Raw genomic sequence first — 15,529 nt, forward strand, 5'->3', positions numbered from 1 at the left:
AAATAATAAAAATAATTATATTTATGGTATCATTGAAATGATCGGAAGTTAGAAAAGAGGAAACGTAGATTATGAATAGTGAACAAACATATTTTTTTGTAGGAATTAAAGGAACTGGAATGAGCTCTTTAGCTTTAATTTTACATGATAAAGGATATAAGGTTCTAGGATCTGACATTGATAAGTATACTTTCACACAAAGAGGCTTAGAGAATGCTGGAATAAAAATTTTACCATTTGATGAAGATAATATTAAGGAAGATATGATCGTAGTTGCTGGTAATGCATTTGGTGATGATCAAGTAGAAATTAAAAAAGCTCATGATATGGGATTGACAGTACAAACATACCCAGAAACAGTAGAACAAATTATTGAAGAAACAACAAGTATAGGTGTTGCTGGTGCACATGGTAAAACAAGTACATCAGGTTTACTAGCTCATGTATTAGGCGGAGTATCACCAACAAGCTATTTAGTTGGCGATGGTTCTGGTAAGGGAACTCCTAATGCACGTTTCTTCGTTTTTGAAGCAGATGAATATCGTCGTCATTTCGTTGCATATCACCCAGATTATGCGATTATGACTAATATTGATTTTGATCATCCAGATTATTTCACAGACATTGATGATGTTAGAGATGCATTTGAAACATTGGCTATGCAAACTAAAAAAGGAATTTTTGTATGGGGCGAGGATGAAAACTTGCGTAAACTTAATGCAAAAGTTCCAGTGCATTATTATGGTACTAAGTCGGATGATGATTTTAGAGCTGAAAACATTAAACGTACAACAAAGGGTTCTAATTTTGATGTTTATTTCCATGATGAATTTATTGGAAATTATGATATTCCAATGTTTGGGGAACACAATGTTTTAAATAGTTTAGCTGTAATTGCTGTTTCATATATGGAAAAAGTAGATCAACAAGAAATTGCTAAAGAATTGTTAACATTTAAGGGTGTTAAGAGACGTTTTACGGAAAAACGTGTGGCAGATATGGTGATTATTGATGATTATGCACATCATCCAGCAGAAATAAAAGCAACAATAGATGCAGCTCGTCAACAATATCCAGATAAGAAGATAATAGCAGTATTCCAACCACATACTTTTAGTAGAACAATTGCGTTAATGGATGAATTTGCTGAAAGTTTAAGTTTAGCAGATAAAGTTTACTTAACTGATATCTTTAGTTCTATTAGAGAACATGATGGAAAAGTTTCTTCTGAAGATTTAGGTAAGAAAATTAGTAAAGGTGGAGAGGTTCTAAAATTAGATAATATGTCCCCTCTACTAGATTTCCATGACGATGTTGTTATTTTTATGGGAGCAGGAGATATTCAAAAATATGAACATGCATATGAAGATTTGCTAAGTAATTTGAGTTTAAAAAATAACTAGTTATTAAAAGATCATTCTAAAAAATATCAAAACAGACGCCTGTCTAATTAATTGTTAAAAAAATCTACATGTGGTATGATATGTCTAAGAAAACGTGGAGGTGTTGTCATGTCTGAAGATGTGCATAGGCGCGGTAAAACAATTGATGAGATAAAAGAAGGAGATTCTTTAACTGTTACTGAAAGTATAAGCGATAGAGATCTGTTATTATATTTAGGTATTACAAACGATAATAATCCTCTATATATTCAACATGATTATGCAAGAGATACTGAGTATCAAAAGCCAATCGTTCCACCAGTATTACTTACAGGTATTATTACAAGTTCAATTTCTAAAGTTTTACCAGGACCAGGTAGTGATGTAGTTAATTTATCAACTAATTTTATCCTTCCCGTCTATCATGATGAGATGGTAACATTTAGTTTTGAAGTTATTAAAGTTGATAGCATGAAAGAAGTTATTACGATTTCTGTTGAAGGTGAAAATGAAGATGGAGATCGTGTTATTGATGCAGTGGTGATTGTAAAACCACCTAAGATTTTTTAATACTTTAGACTATGAGAGGATTTGATATTAAGAATGAATAATAATGAGATTTATGGAAATCAAGCTGGACTAAATAGTTTTATGGCTAAGATGTATGGCTTTATGGCTGGTGCAGTTGCAATTTCTGCTGTCACAGCTTATCTGATTTCTAATGTATATAAGGTACAAGCCTTAACTTTTTTTGCTAATAATCGTTGGGCTGTATGGGGAATTTTGATTTTGCAAGTTGTTTTAGTTATGTCTATGTCTTTTAAAGCTGACAGATCTCCAGCTATGTCCTTAACGGGATTGGGATTATATTCAGTATTAGAAGGATTATTTTTTGGTTTAATTGTTCAAGTTTATTCAAGTCAAGATGTAACTATGGCATTTGTTTCAGCAACAGTTATGTTTATAGTTTTAGCTTTGATGGGAACAAATACTAAGAAAGATTTGTCAGGAATAGGTCGTCAAGCAATGGCTGCTTTGATAGCTTTAATTATTGTAATGATAATTAATATTTTCCTAAAAAGTTCAATTATAACTCTAGCATTTTCATTTATCGGTGTTATTATCTTTGCAGCTTTAATCGCTTGGGATTCACAAAGATTCCGTCAAATGTACATTCAATATGGAAATCAAGTTAATGCAACAAATTTAGCAATTATGGGCGCATTACAATTATATTTAGACTTCGTAAATTTATTTATACAGTTATTAAATATTTTCACTGGTCTAGGCGGAAATAAAGATTAATATTTTAGACTTGAGATTTTTCTCAGGTCTTTTTTTATTTAATAGAATATAGTTTATTGGTACAATAAGATTAGAAGAAAACGAAGGGAGTATATAGTTGGACTTCCAGCTAAATGTATTATGGTAGAAGAAAAAAATAAATTATTATTAATAGATGGAAATAGTGTTACATTTAGAGCTTTTTTTGCTTTACACAATTCTTTAAGTAGATTTGTAAATCATGAAGGATTACATACTAACGCAATTTATGGATTTAAGAATATGTTAGATAGCATCTTAACTAAGGTTAACCCTACACATATATTAGTAGCTTTTGATGCTGGTAAAACTACTTTTAGAACTGAAAAATTTACTAATTATAAAGGTGGGAGAGCTAAAACTCCTTCAGAATTATCAGAGCAATTTCCAGAAATAAAAAATTTACTAGAAGGATATGGAATAAAAACTTATGAGCTAAAAAACTATGAGGCTGATGATATTATCGGAACATTAGCTGCAAAAGCCGAAAAGAAAAACTATGATGTTGTAGTTGTTACAGGAGATAGGGATCTGACGCAATTAACAACTGATAAAACAACGGTTGCTGTAACAGTTAAGGGTGTTAGTGAGATTGAAGAATATACTCCAAGTCATGTTGAAGAAAAAATAGGTTTGATCCCCGAACAAATTGTTGATATGAAGGCCTTGGTGGGTGATACTTCTGATAATTATCCTGGGGTTACAAAAATTGGTGAGAAGACAGCAATTAAATTGTTGAAACAATATGGTACTTTAGATGGAATCTATAAAAATATAGATGAAATGAAAAAGTCTAAGATGAAAGAAAATTTAATCAGAGAAAAGGAAATTGCTTATTTATGCCAAGATTTAGCAGAAATTAGAAAAGACGCTCCAGTTGAAATATCTTTAGAAGAAACTGAATGGACTGGAAAAGATATTGAGAAACTAGTAACGTTATATCAAAAATTAGATTTTCGAAAGTTTTTATCACAATTAAAGGATGAAAGTAGTGAACAATTAGATATTTTTGAATCTAAAAGTAATATAGAGTTTACTGAATTAACAGAAGAAAATTTAGATGATATAAATGTTAGTGATAATGATGAAATAGTATTTAATTTAGAAATAGATGGAGAAAATTATCATACAGCTGAAATTATTGGTTTCTCTATTAAAATAGGTGATAAATATTTAGTGTCGGATGATATAGATTTACTAAAGAAAAAACAAATCAAGAATTTGTTGGAATCAGATGAAGTTGAAGTAGATTTATTTGATGGCAAAAGACAATATGTTGGCTTAAATAGATTAGGTGTTACTTTATCGAAAATTAATTTTGATTTGTTACTTGTATCATACTTGCTAGATAATAGTGAAAATAGTAATGATCTAGGTTTGTTGGCACAACAGCACGAATATTATGATGTAGAATCTGATGAGCAAATATATGGTAAAGGTGCTAAACATGCTGTGCCAGAAGATAAAGAAGTTTTATTTGAACATTTAGTGAGAAAAGTAAAAGCGATAAATAATTTAAAAGAAAAATTATTTAATGAGTTAGAAGAAAATCAACAACTAGATCTATATACAAAAATAGAACGTCCGTTGTCGATTGTATTAGCAAATATGGAAATTGCGGGCGTAAAAGTGGATAGTAATAGACTAGAAACTATGCAAAGCGAATTGAAAGAACGATTAAGTGAACTAGAGCAGGAAATATATAATGAAGCTGGAGAAGAATTTAACTTAAATTCACCAAAACAATTAGGTGTTATATTGTTTGAAAAATTAAAGTTACCAGTTATTAAAAAGACAAAAACAGGATATTCAACAGCAGTAGGTGTATTAGAGCAACTTAGAGGTATGTCCCCAATTGTTGATAATATCTTACAATATCGTCAATTAGCTAAAATACAATCTACATATATTGAGGGATTGTTAAAAGTGGTTTCTAAGACAGACGGAAAGGCTCATACAAGATATACTCAAACCTTAACTTCAACAGGAAGACTATCTTCAGTTGATCCAAATCTACAAAACATTCCTGTTCGTTTAGAAGAAGGTAGAAAAATACGTCAAGCTTTTGTTCCAAGTCATCCAGGATGGGAAATATTTTCTTCTGATTATTCACAGATTGAATTACGTGTATTAGCACATATTTCAAAAGACAAAAATATGCAAGAGGCTTTTAAGGAAGGCATGGATATTCACGCAAGTACAGCGATGAGAATTTTTAATGTAGATAGTCCAGATGAAGTAACTCCTAATATGAGAAGACAAGCTAAAGCTGTTAATTTTGGAATTGTATATGGTATTAGCGATTATGGTTTATCACAAAATATAGGAATATCAAGAAAACAGGCTAAACAATTTATAGATACTTATTTAGATACATTTTCTGGTGTAAAAGATTATATGGAAAAAATTGTTGAATTTGCTAAAGAAAATGGATATGTAGAAACTATTTTTAACAGAAGACGATATCTACCTGATATAAAGAGTCGTAATTTTAATTTACGCTCTTTTGCTGAAAGAACAGCTATGAATTCACCAATTCAGGGTAGTGCAGCTGATATTATTAAGGTTGCGATGATTAATATGCAAGAAATGTTAAAAGAAAAGAATTTGCAAGCAAAAATGCTACTTCAAGTACATGACGAATTAATCTTTGAAGCACCAACAGAAGAAATTCCATTATTAGAGGATATAGTTCCAAAAGTTATGGATTCAGCAGTTAAGCTGGATGTACCGTTAAAAGTTGAAAGTAAGCATGGACAAACTTGGTTTGATACGAAGTAGGAAGGTGAGATAATGCCTGAATTACCAGAAGTTGAAACAGTACGTAGAGGACTAGAGAAACTAGTCTTAAATAAAAAAGTAAAAGATATTAGAGTGTTGTATTCTAAAACTATAATTAATGAAGAGACAGAATTCATAGAAAAACTAACAAATAAAACTATTAAAAAAATTGATAGACGTGGGAAATATCTATTATTTAGATTTAGTAGTGATTTGACAATGATTTCCCATTTGAGAATGGAAGGGAAATATTTCGTTGAACCAAGTACAAAAGAAGTTGAAAAACATACCCACGTAGTATTTGATTTTACAGATGGGACATCACTTAGATATAACGATGTTAGAAAGTTTGGCAGGATGCAATTGGTTAAAACAGGAATGGAAATGCAAACAGCTGGTTTAGCCAAATTAGGACCAGAACCTAAAGAGGAAACCTTTATAGTTGAAGATTTTTCTAAAAATTTGAAAAGGAGAAAAAAAGCTATAAAAAATGCTTTATTAGATCAAACGATAGTGGCAGGTTTGGGAAATATTTATGCAGATGAAGTGTTGTGGATGAGTAAAATTCATCCTGAAACACCGGCAAATAAATTAACTGAAGAGGAAATTGAAGTTTTACGAGATAATATTATTAAAGAACTAGCGTTAGCTACCGAAGCCGGAGGAACTACAATTAGATCATATACAGATGCATTTAGACATTCTGGAGGATTTCAGTTTAGCTTACATGCTTATCAAAGAACAGGAGATCCTTGTGAGAGATGCGGAACACCAATTCAAAGAATTGTTGTAGGTCAGAGAGGAACACATTTTTGTCCTAAGTGTCAGGTGGTAAAATTATGAAAATTTTAGGATTAACTGGCGGAATAGCTTCAGGAAAGACAACTGTTAGCACATATTTAAAAGAGATGGGATATCCAATTATTGACGCTGATAAAGTTTCTCGTAAAGTTGTGGAGCCACATACAGAAGGTTTAAAAGAAATTAGTCATTTTTTTGGGAATGATATTTTACAATCTGATGGAAGTTTAAATAGAAAAAAATTAGGTGAAATAGTTTTTGAAAACAAGGACAAAAGAGAGTTACTTAATAAAATATTGAGTAAAAAAATACGCACAGAAATAATTAATCAAATTGAATATTATAAAAAGCAAGGTGCAGATGTATTAATCTTAGATATTCCTTTGTTATTTGAAGGTGGATATGATAAGATGTGTGATTTTACAATGGTCATATATATTCCCAAAGAATTACAAATAGAAAGATTGATACAAAGAGATGGACTAACTAGGGATAAAGCGTTAAAAAGAATATCTGCTCAATTAGATAGTGCAGAAAGAAATTCCAAAGCTGATATTGTCATTGATAATTCAAGAAGTATTGAAGATACTCATAATCAAGTGATAGAATGGCTAGAGAGAAATAATTTAATGTTAGAGAAATGAGGTGAGCTACAACTATGAAATGCCCAAATTGTCATAAAAACGGTTCTAGAGTTGTAGATAGTAGACCAGCGGATAATGGACATGCCATTAGAAGACGCCGAGAATGTGAGCAGTGTGGATATCGATTCACAACATTTGAGAGAGTCGAAGTAACCCCTTTATTAGTTATTAAGAAGAACGGAACAAGGGAAGAATTTCAAAGAGAAAAATTGCTAAGGGGAATTGTAAGAGCTGCTGAAAAACGTCCTGTAGGAATAGATGAAATTACAGAAATAGTTGATAAAGTTGAAAATAAACTACGCTCTGTTGGAGGAACCGAAGTCTCAAGCCAATTAATTGGGGAATATGTAATGAAAATATTGGCTGATGTTGATGAAGTTGCCTATATTAGATATGCGAGTGTTTATAGGGAATTTAAAGATATGCACGCCTTTGCTGATGAATTAAGGGAATTAATGGATCGTGAAGAAAATAATTCGAAAGATTAGGATGAGTTTATGGATAGCGCATTGAATAAACTATCACCAAAAGATGGATATTTGGTATCTGCATCTACCTATATAGATAATCATGATATTGAAATTGTTCAAGTGCTGTATCAGCCAATAATAGGTATTGTAGCAGTAGCATTATATTCATATTTACGTTTTGAAATTGACCCTAAATTAATATTAAGTGAGAGAAAACTGAATAAGAATATTATAGATGGCTTAGGGATAAGTATTCCTGGGTTATATGATGCACGTTTGAAACTTGAGGCTACGGGGCTTATAAAAACATTTGAAGGTGAAGATAAATTAGGTAAGTATCATATCTATGAACTTCAAAAACCATTAAACGAAGTGAAATTTTTTACAGATGATTTATTAAGCACGGCGTTATTAGAAATGGTTGGAAATGAAAAATTTAAAAAATTATCTTTATGGAATAAATTTGATAATAATTATCATGATAAAAAAGAAGTTACAAAGCAATTTTTTGATGTATTTAATTTAAATAAAGATAATATTGTTTTACAAGCTCAATTAAATAATAGTAAGATTTCAAATGATGAATCTCTTATTAATCGCCAAAAGGTATCATTAGACATGACAGTTTTTAGTGATTTCATAAAGAACTCATATATAAGTTCAGATGATGTTATGGATCACTTAGATATTATTAAAAGTGTCAAATTAGTTTATGGTATAGATGAATTTCAATTAGTAAAACTTTTAGAAAAAGCAATTAATGTAACAAATAATAAGATTGATTATAATGAATTTAAAAAATTAGCTCAAAAAAATTTTGATAGCAGAATTCGAAGAAACTTTAAGGAAAACAAGATAGTAGAAACGGCTAAAGCTAAAGATGACGAAAAAGATAAGAATATTGATCCTTTAGTTAATGCTTTTAAAGCCTATGTTCCATTAGAATTTTTAGAGATCCTAAAAAATGAGTTAGGAAGTTTTGTCACTGCTAATGAAAGGTATGCTGTAAAAACATTGGTAGAAAAGCAGATGTTACCAAATGAAGTTATTAATGTTTTAATTCATTATTTGTTAGTTGTTCAAGATAGTTCTACCATCTTAAAAGGAACATTTGAAAGAATTGCTGCTGATTGGGCAAAGAAAAAAATAAGAAACGCTCAAGAAGCGATGACTTACGTTAAAAGTTTCACTCGAGAAAAATCACTACAACGCAAAATGACAAAAAAAGATTCAAAAGGCCGTAAAAGCAATGTAATTGTTAAAGAAAAATTACCTGAGTGGGCTAAAGAAAAGGGAAAGAATAAGCTAACAGACGTTGGAAAGAAAGAAAATAAAGAAATTGACGAGCTATTGAAAAAAATAAATGGAAAGTAGGTGAGCTATGTGGAAGATATGGGAAAGGAACTTAGTAAAAGGCTAGTAGAAAATAAGTGGGAAAAAAAGTATAAAGAAATAATTGAAAAAAGTTTAAAAGATGATGATGTGCAATTGTTTTTACGTGAAAACAAAGATAGACTAAGTCATCAAGAAATATTAAAGGGTGCAAGTAAGTTATATGAATTTGTTGACTTAAAGCAAAAAATAGCAGAAGGAAAAGAAGTTTTTGCCCCAGGGTATTCGCCACAATTAACTATTAGTGATCATCATATTGAAGTAACCTATGTACCTACTAAAAAATTGATAGAAAAGAGACGACTAAGAGAAATAAATAATAGAATTAATATTGTCAATCTTCCTAAAAGTATTCGTAAAGCAACACTAGAAAATTATTATAGAGATGATGATGGAAGAATGATAGCTTTAAAAAAAGCTATAGAATTTGTTGCGAACTATACTGAAACGCCTAATATCTTTCATAAAGGACTATATTTATCTGGATCGTTTGGAGTAGGAAAAACATATTTACTGGGAGCGATTGCTAATAAATTAGCAGAAAAGGGGATAAAAGTAACTTTAGTTCACATGCCATCTTTTGCTGTAGAAATAAAAAATTCTATTGGTAAAAATACCACTATGGAAAAAGTTGATGCTTTGAAAAAAGCTCCTGTATTAATGATAGATGATATAGGTGCTGATCAACTAAGTAGTTGGTTTAGAGATGATGTTCTAGGTGTGATTTTACAATATCGTATGCAAGAAGAATTACCAACTTTCTTTAGTTCAAATATTGCTTTAGATGATTTAGAAGAATTCTACTTAACACAGAATACGAGAGGTGAGTTAGAACCCTTGAAAGCAAAAAGAATTATGGAAAGAATTAGATTTTTAGTTGATGAAGTAGTTATTAATGGTGAAAATAGAAGAAATAAATAACGAAAAACCCTTGAATAATTTTCAAGATAATGGTTAAATAAGACTGTAGATTTCGTGAAAGACAAACGGATTACTATGATTCAGGGATGAAAGGCTTGACTGAAAACTTTCAATAATGTAGTATTCTTACCACTTTCATGTATTGTTTAATGAAAAGTTAGACCGGTGCGACCGTTAACAGCACAATGAGTAGTTTGTTTAAAGCTAAAAATTAAAGGTGGAACCACGTTAATAGCGTCCTTAATACATCAATGTTGGTGTGTTAGGGACGTTATTTGTTTCATAGAGAATTCAGGAGGTAGAACTAATGTCTAGTATAAAAATTACATTTCCAGATAATTCAGTAAAGGAATTTGATGCTGGTGTAACAACAGCTGAAATTGCTAAATCAATTAGTATCAGTTTGGCTAAAAAAGCTGTTGCAGGAAAAGTTGATGGTAATTTTGTTGATTTAAATCAACCATTAAAAGAAGATGGATCTATTGAAATTATTACAAAAGATTCTAATGATGGATTAGTTGTATTGTGGAGAACAGCAGCACAAGTTTTAGCTAATGCATTACATGAATTATACCCAAATATGAAATTTGGTTTGGGTGATGTTACAGAGCATGGATTCTATTTTGATACTGATAATTCTGAAGGCCAAGTTGCAGAAACAGATTTTGAAAAGATTTCTCAAAAAATGTCTGAAATAATAAAGGCAAACTTACCTATAGAACGAGTTGAGTTTTCAGAAGAAGAAGCTTTGAATTTAGTATCAGGTGACGAATATCAAGAAGAATTAGTTAGAGATGTAGCTAATAAAAATAATGGTAAAGTAGTTGCTTATAAGCAAGGTGATTTTATTGATATTACTGATGGAGTAGTTTTATCTTCAACTGGTGAAGTAAAGATTTTTAAACTATTATCTGTTGCTGGTGCATACTGGAAAGGTGCTTCAAGCAATCCAATGTTGCAACGTATCTATGGTACAGCTTTTTATAAGCAAAAAGATTTGGATGCTGAATTACAACGTCAAAAAGAAGCTCGTGAAAGAGATCATCGTGTAATTGGAAATGAATTAGATTTATTCTTTGTTGATCCTAAAGTTGGTGCAGGATTACCATATTGGATGCCAAATGGTGCAACAATTCGTCGTGTAATTGAACGATATATAATTGATAAGGAAGTTGCATGGGGATTCCAACATGTCTATACTCCAGTTCTAGCAAACTTAAACTTGTATAAGCAATCTGGTCATTGGGATCACTATCGTGAAGATATGTTTCCACCAATGGATATGGGTGATGGTGAAATGTTGGAATTACGTCCGATGAACTGTCCATCCCATATTCAAGTTTACAATCATCACAAGCGTTCATATCGTGAATTGCCATTACGTATCGCTGAATTAGGTATGATGCATAGATACGAAAAGTCTGGAGCATTAACAGGATTGTCTCGTGTTCGTGAAATGACTTTGAATGATGGTCATGACTTTATTGAACCAGATCATATTGAAGATGAAATTAAGACTTTAATTAAATTGATGACGGAAGTTTATAATGATTTTGATATTACAGATTATCGTTTCCGCTTAAGTTATAGAGATCCTAAGAATACAGAAAAATACTTTGATGATGATGAAATGTGGGAAAAATCTCAAAGTAAGTTAAAAGCTGCTATGGATGATATGGGTCTAGAATATTTTGAAGCTGAAGGCGAAGCTGCATTCTATGGTCCTAAGATTGATGTCCAAACTAAGACAGCTTTAGGTGGAGAAGAAACATTATCAACTATCCAATTAGACTTCTTATTGCCAGAAAGATTTGATTTGAAGTACATTGGTGCTGACGGTGAGGAACATAGACCAGTTATGGTTCACCGTGGAATTGTTTCAACTATGGAACGTTTTACAGCTTACTTAACTGAAATGTATAAGGGTGCATTTCCAACTTGGTTAGCTCCACACCAAGTAGATATTATTCCTGTTAAGAATGATTTACATATGGATTATGTAAATGATTTAAGCAGTAAATTAAGAGCACATGGCATTCGTGTTACTGTTGATGATAGAAATGAAAAAATGGGATATAAGATTCGTCAAGCCCAAGTAAACAAGATACCTTATACACTTGTTATTGGTGATGAAGAAGTTTCAAACGGAACAGTGACAGTTCGTAAATATGGTGAAGAAAAGACTAACACTATGACAAAAGCTGAATTTAAGAATCTTTTGTTTGAAGATATAGAAAATTATAGTAGAGAAAAATAATTTCTATTATAGTCTTGACGCTTTTAAGTGTAGTTGATATACTTATAAAGTTGAGAAAAAAGCAGAGGCACCCGCTTCTCGCCTAGGAAATGTAGGTTTCCGGGCAGAAATTATGATATTAATTCTAATTAAAACGGATTATTAAGACGGGCATTCTGATTTTTTGGATGTCCGTTTTCTGCATTTTCTCTCTGAATTATTTTTGGAGGTGAATATCATAGCAGTCGATAAAATGGTTAATGAAGGCATTCGTGCTCGAGAATTAAGATTGATTAGCGATAATGGTGACCAATTAGGTGTAAAGACTAAGCAAGAAGCTCTAAAAATGGCTGAAGATGCAAATCTTGACCTGGTTTTAGTTGCTCCTAAAGCTAAGCCACCTGTTGCAAAAATCATGGATTACGGTAAATATCGTTTTGAACTTCAAAAGAAACAAAGAGAAGCTCGTAAAAAGCAAAAAGTTGTTAACATCAAAGAAGTTCGTTTAAGTCCAACTATTGATACGAATGACTTTAATACTAAGATGAAGAATGCACGTAAGTTCTTATCTAAAGGAGACAAGGTTAAAGTTTCTATTCGTTTTAAGGGACGTGCAATTACTCATAAGGATATTGGTCGTGATGTCCTTAATCGTTTTGCAGAAGCAACTGAAGACGTTGCAACTGTAGAGTCTAAAGCAAAAATGGATGGTCGTAGCATGTTCTTAATGCTTGCACCAAAAACTGAAAAATAATAAAACAATTTATTTATTTTAGGAGGATTTATAATCATGCCAAAACAAAAAACACACCGTGCATCAGCAAAACGCTTTAAGCGTACAGGAAATGGTGGTTTGAAACGTTCAAACGCCTACACATCACATCGTTTCCACGGTAAAACAAAGAAGCAACGTCGTCAATTACGTAAAGCTTCAATGGTATCTGCTTCAGATATGAAACGTATCAAGCAAATGCTTTCTCAAATGAAATAAGAATATCTAAGATAAATATTATAAAGAAGAAAAGTTACTTAATTATGTAACTATACCTAGTATAAAGGTTGAATTTTTAAGGAGGAATTGTCATGCCACGTGTTAAAGGTGGATCTGTTACACGCCAACGTCGTAAGAAAATTATCAAATTAGCTAAAGGTTATCGCGGAGCAAAGCATATTCAATTCAAAGTTGCTAAGCAACAAGTTATGAAGTCATACCAATATGCATTCCGTGATCGTCGTAAGACAAAGTCTAACTTCCGTAAGTTATGGATTGCTCGTATTAATGCTGCTGCTCGTCAAAATGACATTAGCTACAGCAAGTTAATGCATGGTTTGAAGTTAGCTAATGTTGAAGTTAACCGTAAGATGTTAGCTGATTTAGCTATTACAGATGCAGCTGCATTTACAGCACTTGTTGATGAAGCAAAGAAAGCTTTAGCTGCTGAATAATTTAGTTTTTTAATTAAGTGAGAAGGTATTTTACCTTCTTGCTTTTTTTATATCCTTAAAATTACTTATAATTTTGTATAAACAGATTGCTCAGGGAAAATATGATATAATTTAAATTGATAAAATATTAGGAGAATTTTCAATGTTTAAAAGATTTATACCGACTTGGAAGATTGAATCTATTTATGATTTAACACCACAAGAAGTTAAAAATCATGGAATTAAAGCAATTTTAACGGATTTAGATAATACATTAATTGCTTGGAATAATCCAGATGGTACACCAGAACTCAGAAATTGGTTAAAAGTTATGAGAGAGGAATCTATACCAGTTATAGTTGTATCAAATAATAATCATAGGCGTATAAAAAGAGCGGTAGAACGTTTTGAACTTCCATTTGTCTCAAGGGCATTAAAGCCATTTGTTAGAGGAATAAATATTGCTAAGAAGAGATATAATTTAAAGAGTAACGAAGTTGTTTTGGTCGGAGACCAATTAATGACAGATATTGCTGCTGCTAATAATGCTGGTATTAGGAGTATTTTAGTTAAACCTTTAGTTAAAAGTGATGCATGGAATACTAGGCCAAATAGGATGTTAGAAAAAATCATAAAAAATAATTTAATAAAAAATAATAAAATGGAAAAATCATGGAGGCATTCCTTAGATGACAGAAACTAATAATGAAATTTTATATTGTATTGGGTGTGGAGCTAAAATTCAATCTAAAAATCCAAATGAACTAGGATATACACCAGAATCTGCTGTAAAAAAAGGGTTAGAGACAGAAGAGTTGTATTGTCAACGTTGTTTTAGATTGAGACACTATAATGAAATAGCAGATGTAAGTTTGACAGATGATGATTTTTTAAGATTACTAAATCAAATTGGTGAATCAGATTCATTGATTGTTAATGTTGTAGATATATTTGATTTTAATGGATCAGTTATCCCAGGACTACATAGATTTGTTGGTAAGAATGACGTTTTGTTAGTAGGTAATAAATCTGATTTGTTACCTAAGTCTTTAAAACGTTCACGGATTAAAGACTGGTTACGTCAAGAAGCTAATAAACAAGGTTTGAGACCTGTAGATGTAGCACTAACTAGTGCAAGTAAAGGGTATGAAATTGATAATTTATTAGAATTAATTGATAAGTATCGTAAAGGCAGAGATGTATATGTAGTAGGTGTTACTAATGTTGGTAAGTCCACACTTATTAACCGTATAATTAAGCAACAAACAGGTATTTCTGAGTTGATCACAACTTCGCGTTTTCCAGGGACAACATTAGATAAAATTGAAATACCATTTGATGATGGTAAAAATTTGATAGATACACCGGGAATTATTCACAAGCAACAAATGGCTCATTATTTAACAGGAAAATCGTTAAAGTTTGCTTCTCCTCAAAAAGAAATCAAGCCTAAAGTTTATCAATTAAATGAAGGACAAACCATTTTCTTAGGGTCTTTAGCAAGATTTGATTATATTTCTGGCGGACGCACAAGTGTAATTGCATATTTTGATAATAATTTACCATTACATCGCACAAAGTTACAAAATGCTGATAAATTTTATGAAAAACATGCAGGAGAATTATTACAACCACCTACTAGAGAAGAATTGGAAAAAATGCCTAAACTAACCAGATTTGAATTTAAGATAAGTGAAAAAAGTGACTTAGTATTTTCAGGATTAGGTTGGATAAGTTTAAGTCCGAATACAATTGTTGCTGGTTGGGCTCCAGAAGGTGTAGGAGTATTAATAAGAAAAGCAATGATTTAAGTATAGAAAGAGATGTGTAATATGAAACTTAGAGGAAAACAAAAACGATATTTACGTAGTGAAGCTCATCATTTAAAACCTATTTTTCAAATTGGTAAAGATGGGTTGAGTGAAGTATGGTTAGATGAAGTTTTAAAAGCATTAGATAAAAGAGAACTATTAAAAGTTAATATTTTGCAAAATTCACTAGTGGAAGTTGAAGAGGTTAAAGAATTTATAGAGAATAATAGTGATGCACAAGTTATTCAAACAATAGGTAATGTGTTAGTTCTGTTTAAAAAGTCTGGTAAGGCTGAAAACCAAAAAATTTCAGTAAAAGTTGCAGAATTATAAAAATTAGAGG

General features: G+C 31.2%; 16 protein-coding genes and 1 other annotated feature. All 16 genes read left to right on the forward strand.

What is annotated here, in order from left to right:
- Window positions 1-71 precede the first annotated feature (71 nt).
- The 16 genes from murC to yhbY all read left to right on the forward strand — a co-directional run bounded on the left by murC (window position 72) and on the right by yhbY (window position 15,519).
- Window positions 72-1,403 (forward strand): UDP-N-acetylmuramate--L-alanine ligase, encoded by a 1,332-nt coding sequence (gene murC, locus NOU10_RS01855; RefSeq protein ID WP_255905862.1) that lies wholly within the window; start codon window positions 72-74, stop codon window positions 1,401-1,403.
- A gap of 108 nt (window positions 1,404-1,511) precedes the next feature.
- Window positions 1,512-1,952: a MaoC family dehydratase N-terminal domain-containing protein gene (locus tag NOU10_RS01860; RefSeq protein ID WP_003702490.1), complete on the forward strand. Its 441-nt coding sequence runs from the start codon at window positions 1,512-1,514 to the stop codon at window positions 1,950-1,952.
- A 33-nt stretch (window positions 1,953-1,985) separates the two neighbouring features.
- Window positions 1,986-2,687: a Bax inhibitor-1/YccA family protein gene (locus NOU10_RS01865; RefSeq protein ID WP_255905863.1), complete on the forward strand. Its 702-nt coding sequence runs from the start codon at window positions 1,986-1,988 to the stop codon at window positions 2,685-2,687.
- A 120-nt stretch (window positions 2,688-2,807) separates the two neighbouring features.
- Window positions 2,808-5,486: a DNA polymerase I gene (gene polA, locus NOU10_RS01870; protein ID WP_255905864.1), complete on the forward strand. Its 2,679-nt coding sequence runs from the start codon at window positions 2,808-2,810 to the stop codon at window positions 5,484-5,486.
- Window positions 5,487-5,498: 12 nt separating this feature from the next.
- Complete coding sequence (gene mutM, locus NOU10_RS01875; RefSeq protein ID WP_069468567.1) at window positions 5,499-6,329, forward strand: DNA-formamidopyrimidine glycosylase; 831 nt, start codon at window positions 5,499-5,501, stop codon at window positions 6,327-6,329.
- A complete protein-coding gene (gene coaE, locus NOU10_RS01880; RefSeq protein WP_003705892.1) occupies window positions 6,326-6,931 on the forward strand; it encodes a dephospho-CoA kinase in 606 nt (201 codons plus the stop codon). Before mutM ends, coaE begins: the two co-directional genes overlap by 4 nt.
- 14 nt (window positions 6,932-6,945) lie before the next feature.
- Entirely contained in the window at window positions 6,946-7,419 is a 474-nt protein-coding gene (nrdR, locus tag NOU10_RS01885) for a transcriptional regulator NrdR (protein ID WP_003699785.1), read from the forward strand.
- A gap of 9 nt (window positions 7,420-7,428) precedes the next feature.
- Window positions 7,429-8,775: a DnaD domain protein gene (locus NOU10_RS01890; protein ID WP_255905865.1), complete on the forward strand. Its 1,347-nt coding sequence runs from the start codon at window positions 7,429-7,431 to the stop codon at window positions 8,773-8,775.
- A gap of 9 nt (window positions 8,776-8,784) precedes the next feature.
- Window positions 8,785-9,714, forward strand: a complete 930-nt coding sequence (gene dnaI, locus NOU10_RS01895) for a primosomal protein DnaI (protein WP_255905866.1) — start codon at window positions 8,785-8,787, stop codon at window positions 9,712-9,714.
- Between the two features lie 307 nt (window positions 9,715-10,021).
- Window positions 10,022-11,971, forward strand: a complete 1,950-nt coding sequence (gene thrS, locus NOU10_RS01900; protein ID WP_255905867.1) for a threonine--tRNA ligase — start codon at window positions 10,022-10,024, stop codon at window positions 11,969-11,971.
- Window positions 11,972-12,024: 53 nt separating this feature from the next.
- Window positions 12,025-12,160, forward strand: a sequence feature (ribosomal protein L20 leader region).
- 43 nt (window positions 12,161-12,203) lie between these two features.
- Window positions 12,204-12,704, forward strand: a complete 501-nt coding sequence (infC, locus tag NOU10_RS01905) for a translation initiation factor IF-3 (protein WP_003705897.1) — start codon at window positions 12,204-12,206, stop codon at window positions 12,702-12,704.
- A 36-nt stretch (window positions 12,705-12,740) separates the two neighbouring features.
- The gene (gene rpmI, locus NOU10_RS01910) at window positions 12,741-12,941 is read left to right on the forward strand and encodes a 50S ribosomal protein L35 (RefSeq protein WP_003699793.1); all 201 of its coding nucleotides are present in this window, start codon (window positions 12,741-12,743) and stop codon (window positions 12,939-12,941) included.
- Window positions 12,942-13,033: 92 nt separating this feature from the next.
- The gene (rplT, locus tag NOU10_RS01915) at window positions 13,034-13,396 is read left to right on the forward strand and encodes a 50S ribosomal protein L20 (RefSeq protein WP_003699795.1); all 363 of its coding nucleotides are present in this window, start codon (window positions 13,034-13,036) and stop codon (window positions 13,394-13,396) included.
- A 142-nt stretch (window positions 13,397-13,538) separates the two neighbouring features.
- On the forward strand, window positions 13,539-14,078 hold the full coding sequence (locus NOU10_RS01920) for a YqeG family HAD IIIA-type phosphatase (RefSeq protein ID WP_255905868.1): 540 nt from the start codon (window positions 13,539-13,541) through the stop codon (window positions 14,076-14,078).
- Window positions 14,065-15,186, forward strand: a complete 1,122-nt coding sequence (gene yqeH / locus NOU10_RS01925; protein ID WP_003709843.1) for a ribosome biogenesis GTPase YqeH — start codon at window positions 14,065-14,067, stop codon at window positions 15,184-15,186. The genes NOU10_RS01920 and yqeH overlap by 14 nt, the downstream gene beginning before the upstream one ends.
- Before the next feature lie 21 nt (window positions 15,187-15,207).
- Window positions 15,208-15,519 (forward strand): ribosome assembly RNA-binding protein YhbY, encoded by a 312-nt coding sequence (yhbY, locus tag NOU10_RS01930; protein WP_003699799.1) that lies wholly within the window; start codon window positions 15,208-15,210, stop codon window positions 15,517-15,519.
- The last annotated feature ends 10 nt before the right edge of the window (window positions 15,520-15,529 follow it).

Source organism: Ligilactobacillus sp. MP3 (assembly GCF_024436335.1).
In the GTDB taxonomy this organism is placed as follows: Bacteria; Bacillota; Bacilli; order Lactobacillales; family Lactobacillaceae; genus Ligilactobacillus; species Ligilactobacillus salivarius.

Bases quoted from the DNA above. Each gene is read 5' to 3' on its own strand.
- murC (WP_255905862.1), top strand. From the start codon at position 72: ATGAATAGTGAACAAACATATTTTTTTGTAGGAATTAAAGGAACTGGA.
- NOU10_RS01860 (WP_003702490.1), top strand. From the start codon at position 1,512: ATGTCTGAAGATGTGCATAGGCGCGGTAAAACAATTGATGAGATAAAA.
- NOU10_RS01865 (WP_255905863.1), top strand. From the start codon at position 1,986: ATGAATAATAATGAGATTTATGGAAATCAAGCTGGACTAAATAGTTTT.
- polA (WP_255905864.1), top strand. From the start codon at position 2,808: ATGGTAGAAGAAAAAAATAAATTATTATTAATAGATGGAAATAGTGTT.
- mutM (WP_069468567.1), top strand. From the start codon at position 5,499: ATGCCTGAATTACCAGAAGTTGAAACAGTACGTAGAGGACTAGAGAAA.
- coaE (WP_003705892.1), top strand. From the start codon at position 6,326: ATGAAAATTTTAGGATTAACTGGCGGAATAGCTTCAGGAAAGACAACT.
- nrdR (WP_003699785.1), top strand. From the start codon at position 6,946: ATGAAATGCCCAAATTGTCATAAAAACGGTTCTAGAGTTGTAGATAGT.
- NOU10_RS01890 (WP_255905865.1), top strand. From the start codon at position 7,429: ATGGATAGCGCATTGAATAAACTATCACCAAAAGATGGATATTTGGTA.
- thrS (WP_255905867.1), top strand. From the start codon at position 10,022: ATGTCTAGTATAAAAATTACATTTCCAGATAATTCAGTAAAGGAATTT.
- infC (WP_003705897.1), top strand. From the start codon at position 12,204: ATGGTTAATGAAGGCATTCGTGCTCGAGAATTAAGATTGATTAGCGAT.
- rpmI (WP_003699793.1), top strand. From the start codon at position 12,741: ATGCCAAAACAAAAAACACACCGTGCATCAGCAAAACGCTTTAAGCGT.
- rplT (WP_003699795.1), top strand. From the start codon at position 13,034: ATGCCACGTGTTAAAGGTGGATCTGTTACACGCCAACGTCGTAAGAAA.
- NOU10_RS01920 (WP_255905868.1), top strand. From the start codon at position 13,539: ATGTTTAAAAGATTTATACCGACTTGGAAGATTGAATCTATTTATGAT.
- yqeH (WP_003709843.1), top strand. From the start codon at position 14,065: ATGACAGAAACTAATAATGAAATTTTATATTGTATTGGGTGTGGAGCT.
- yhbY (WP_003699799.1), top strand. From the start codon at position 15,208: ATGAAACTTAGAGGAAAACAAAAACGATATTTACGTAGTGAAGCTCAT.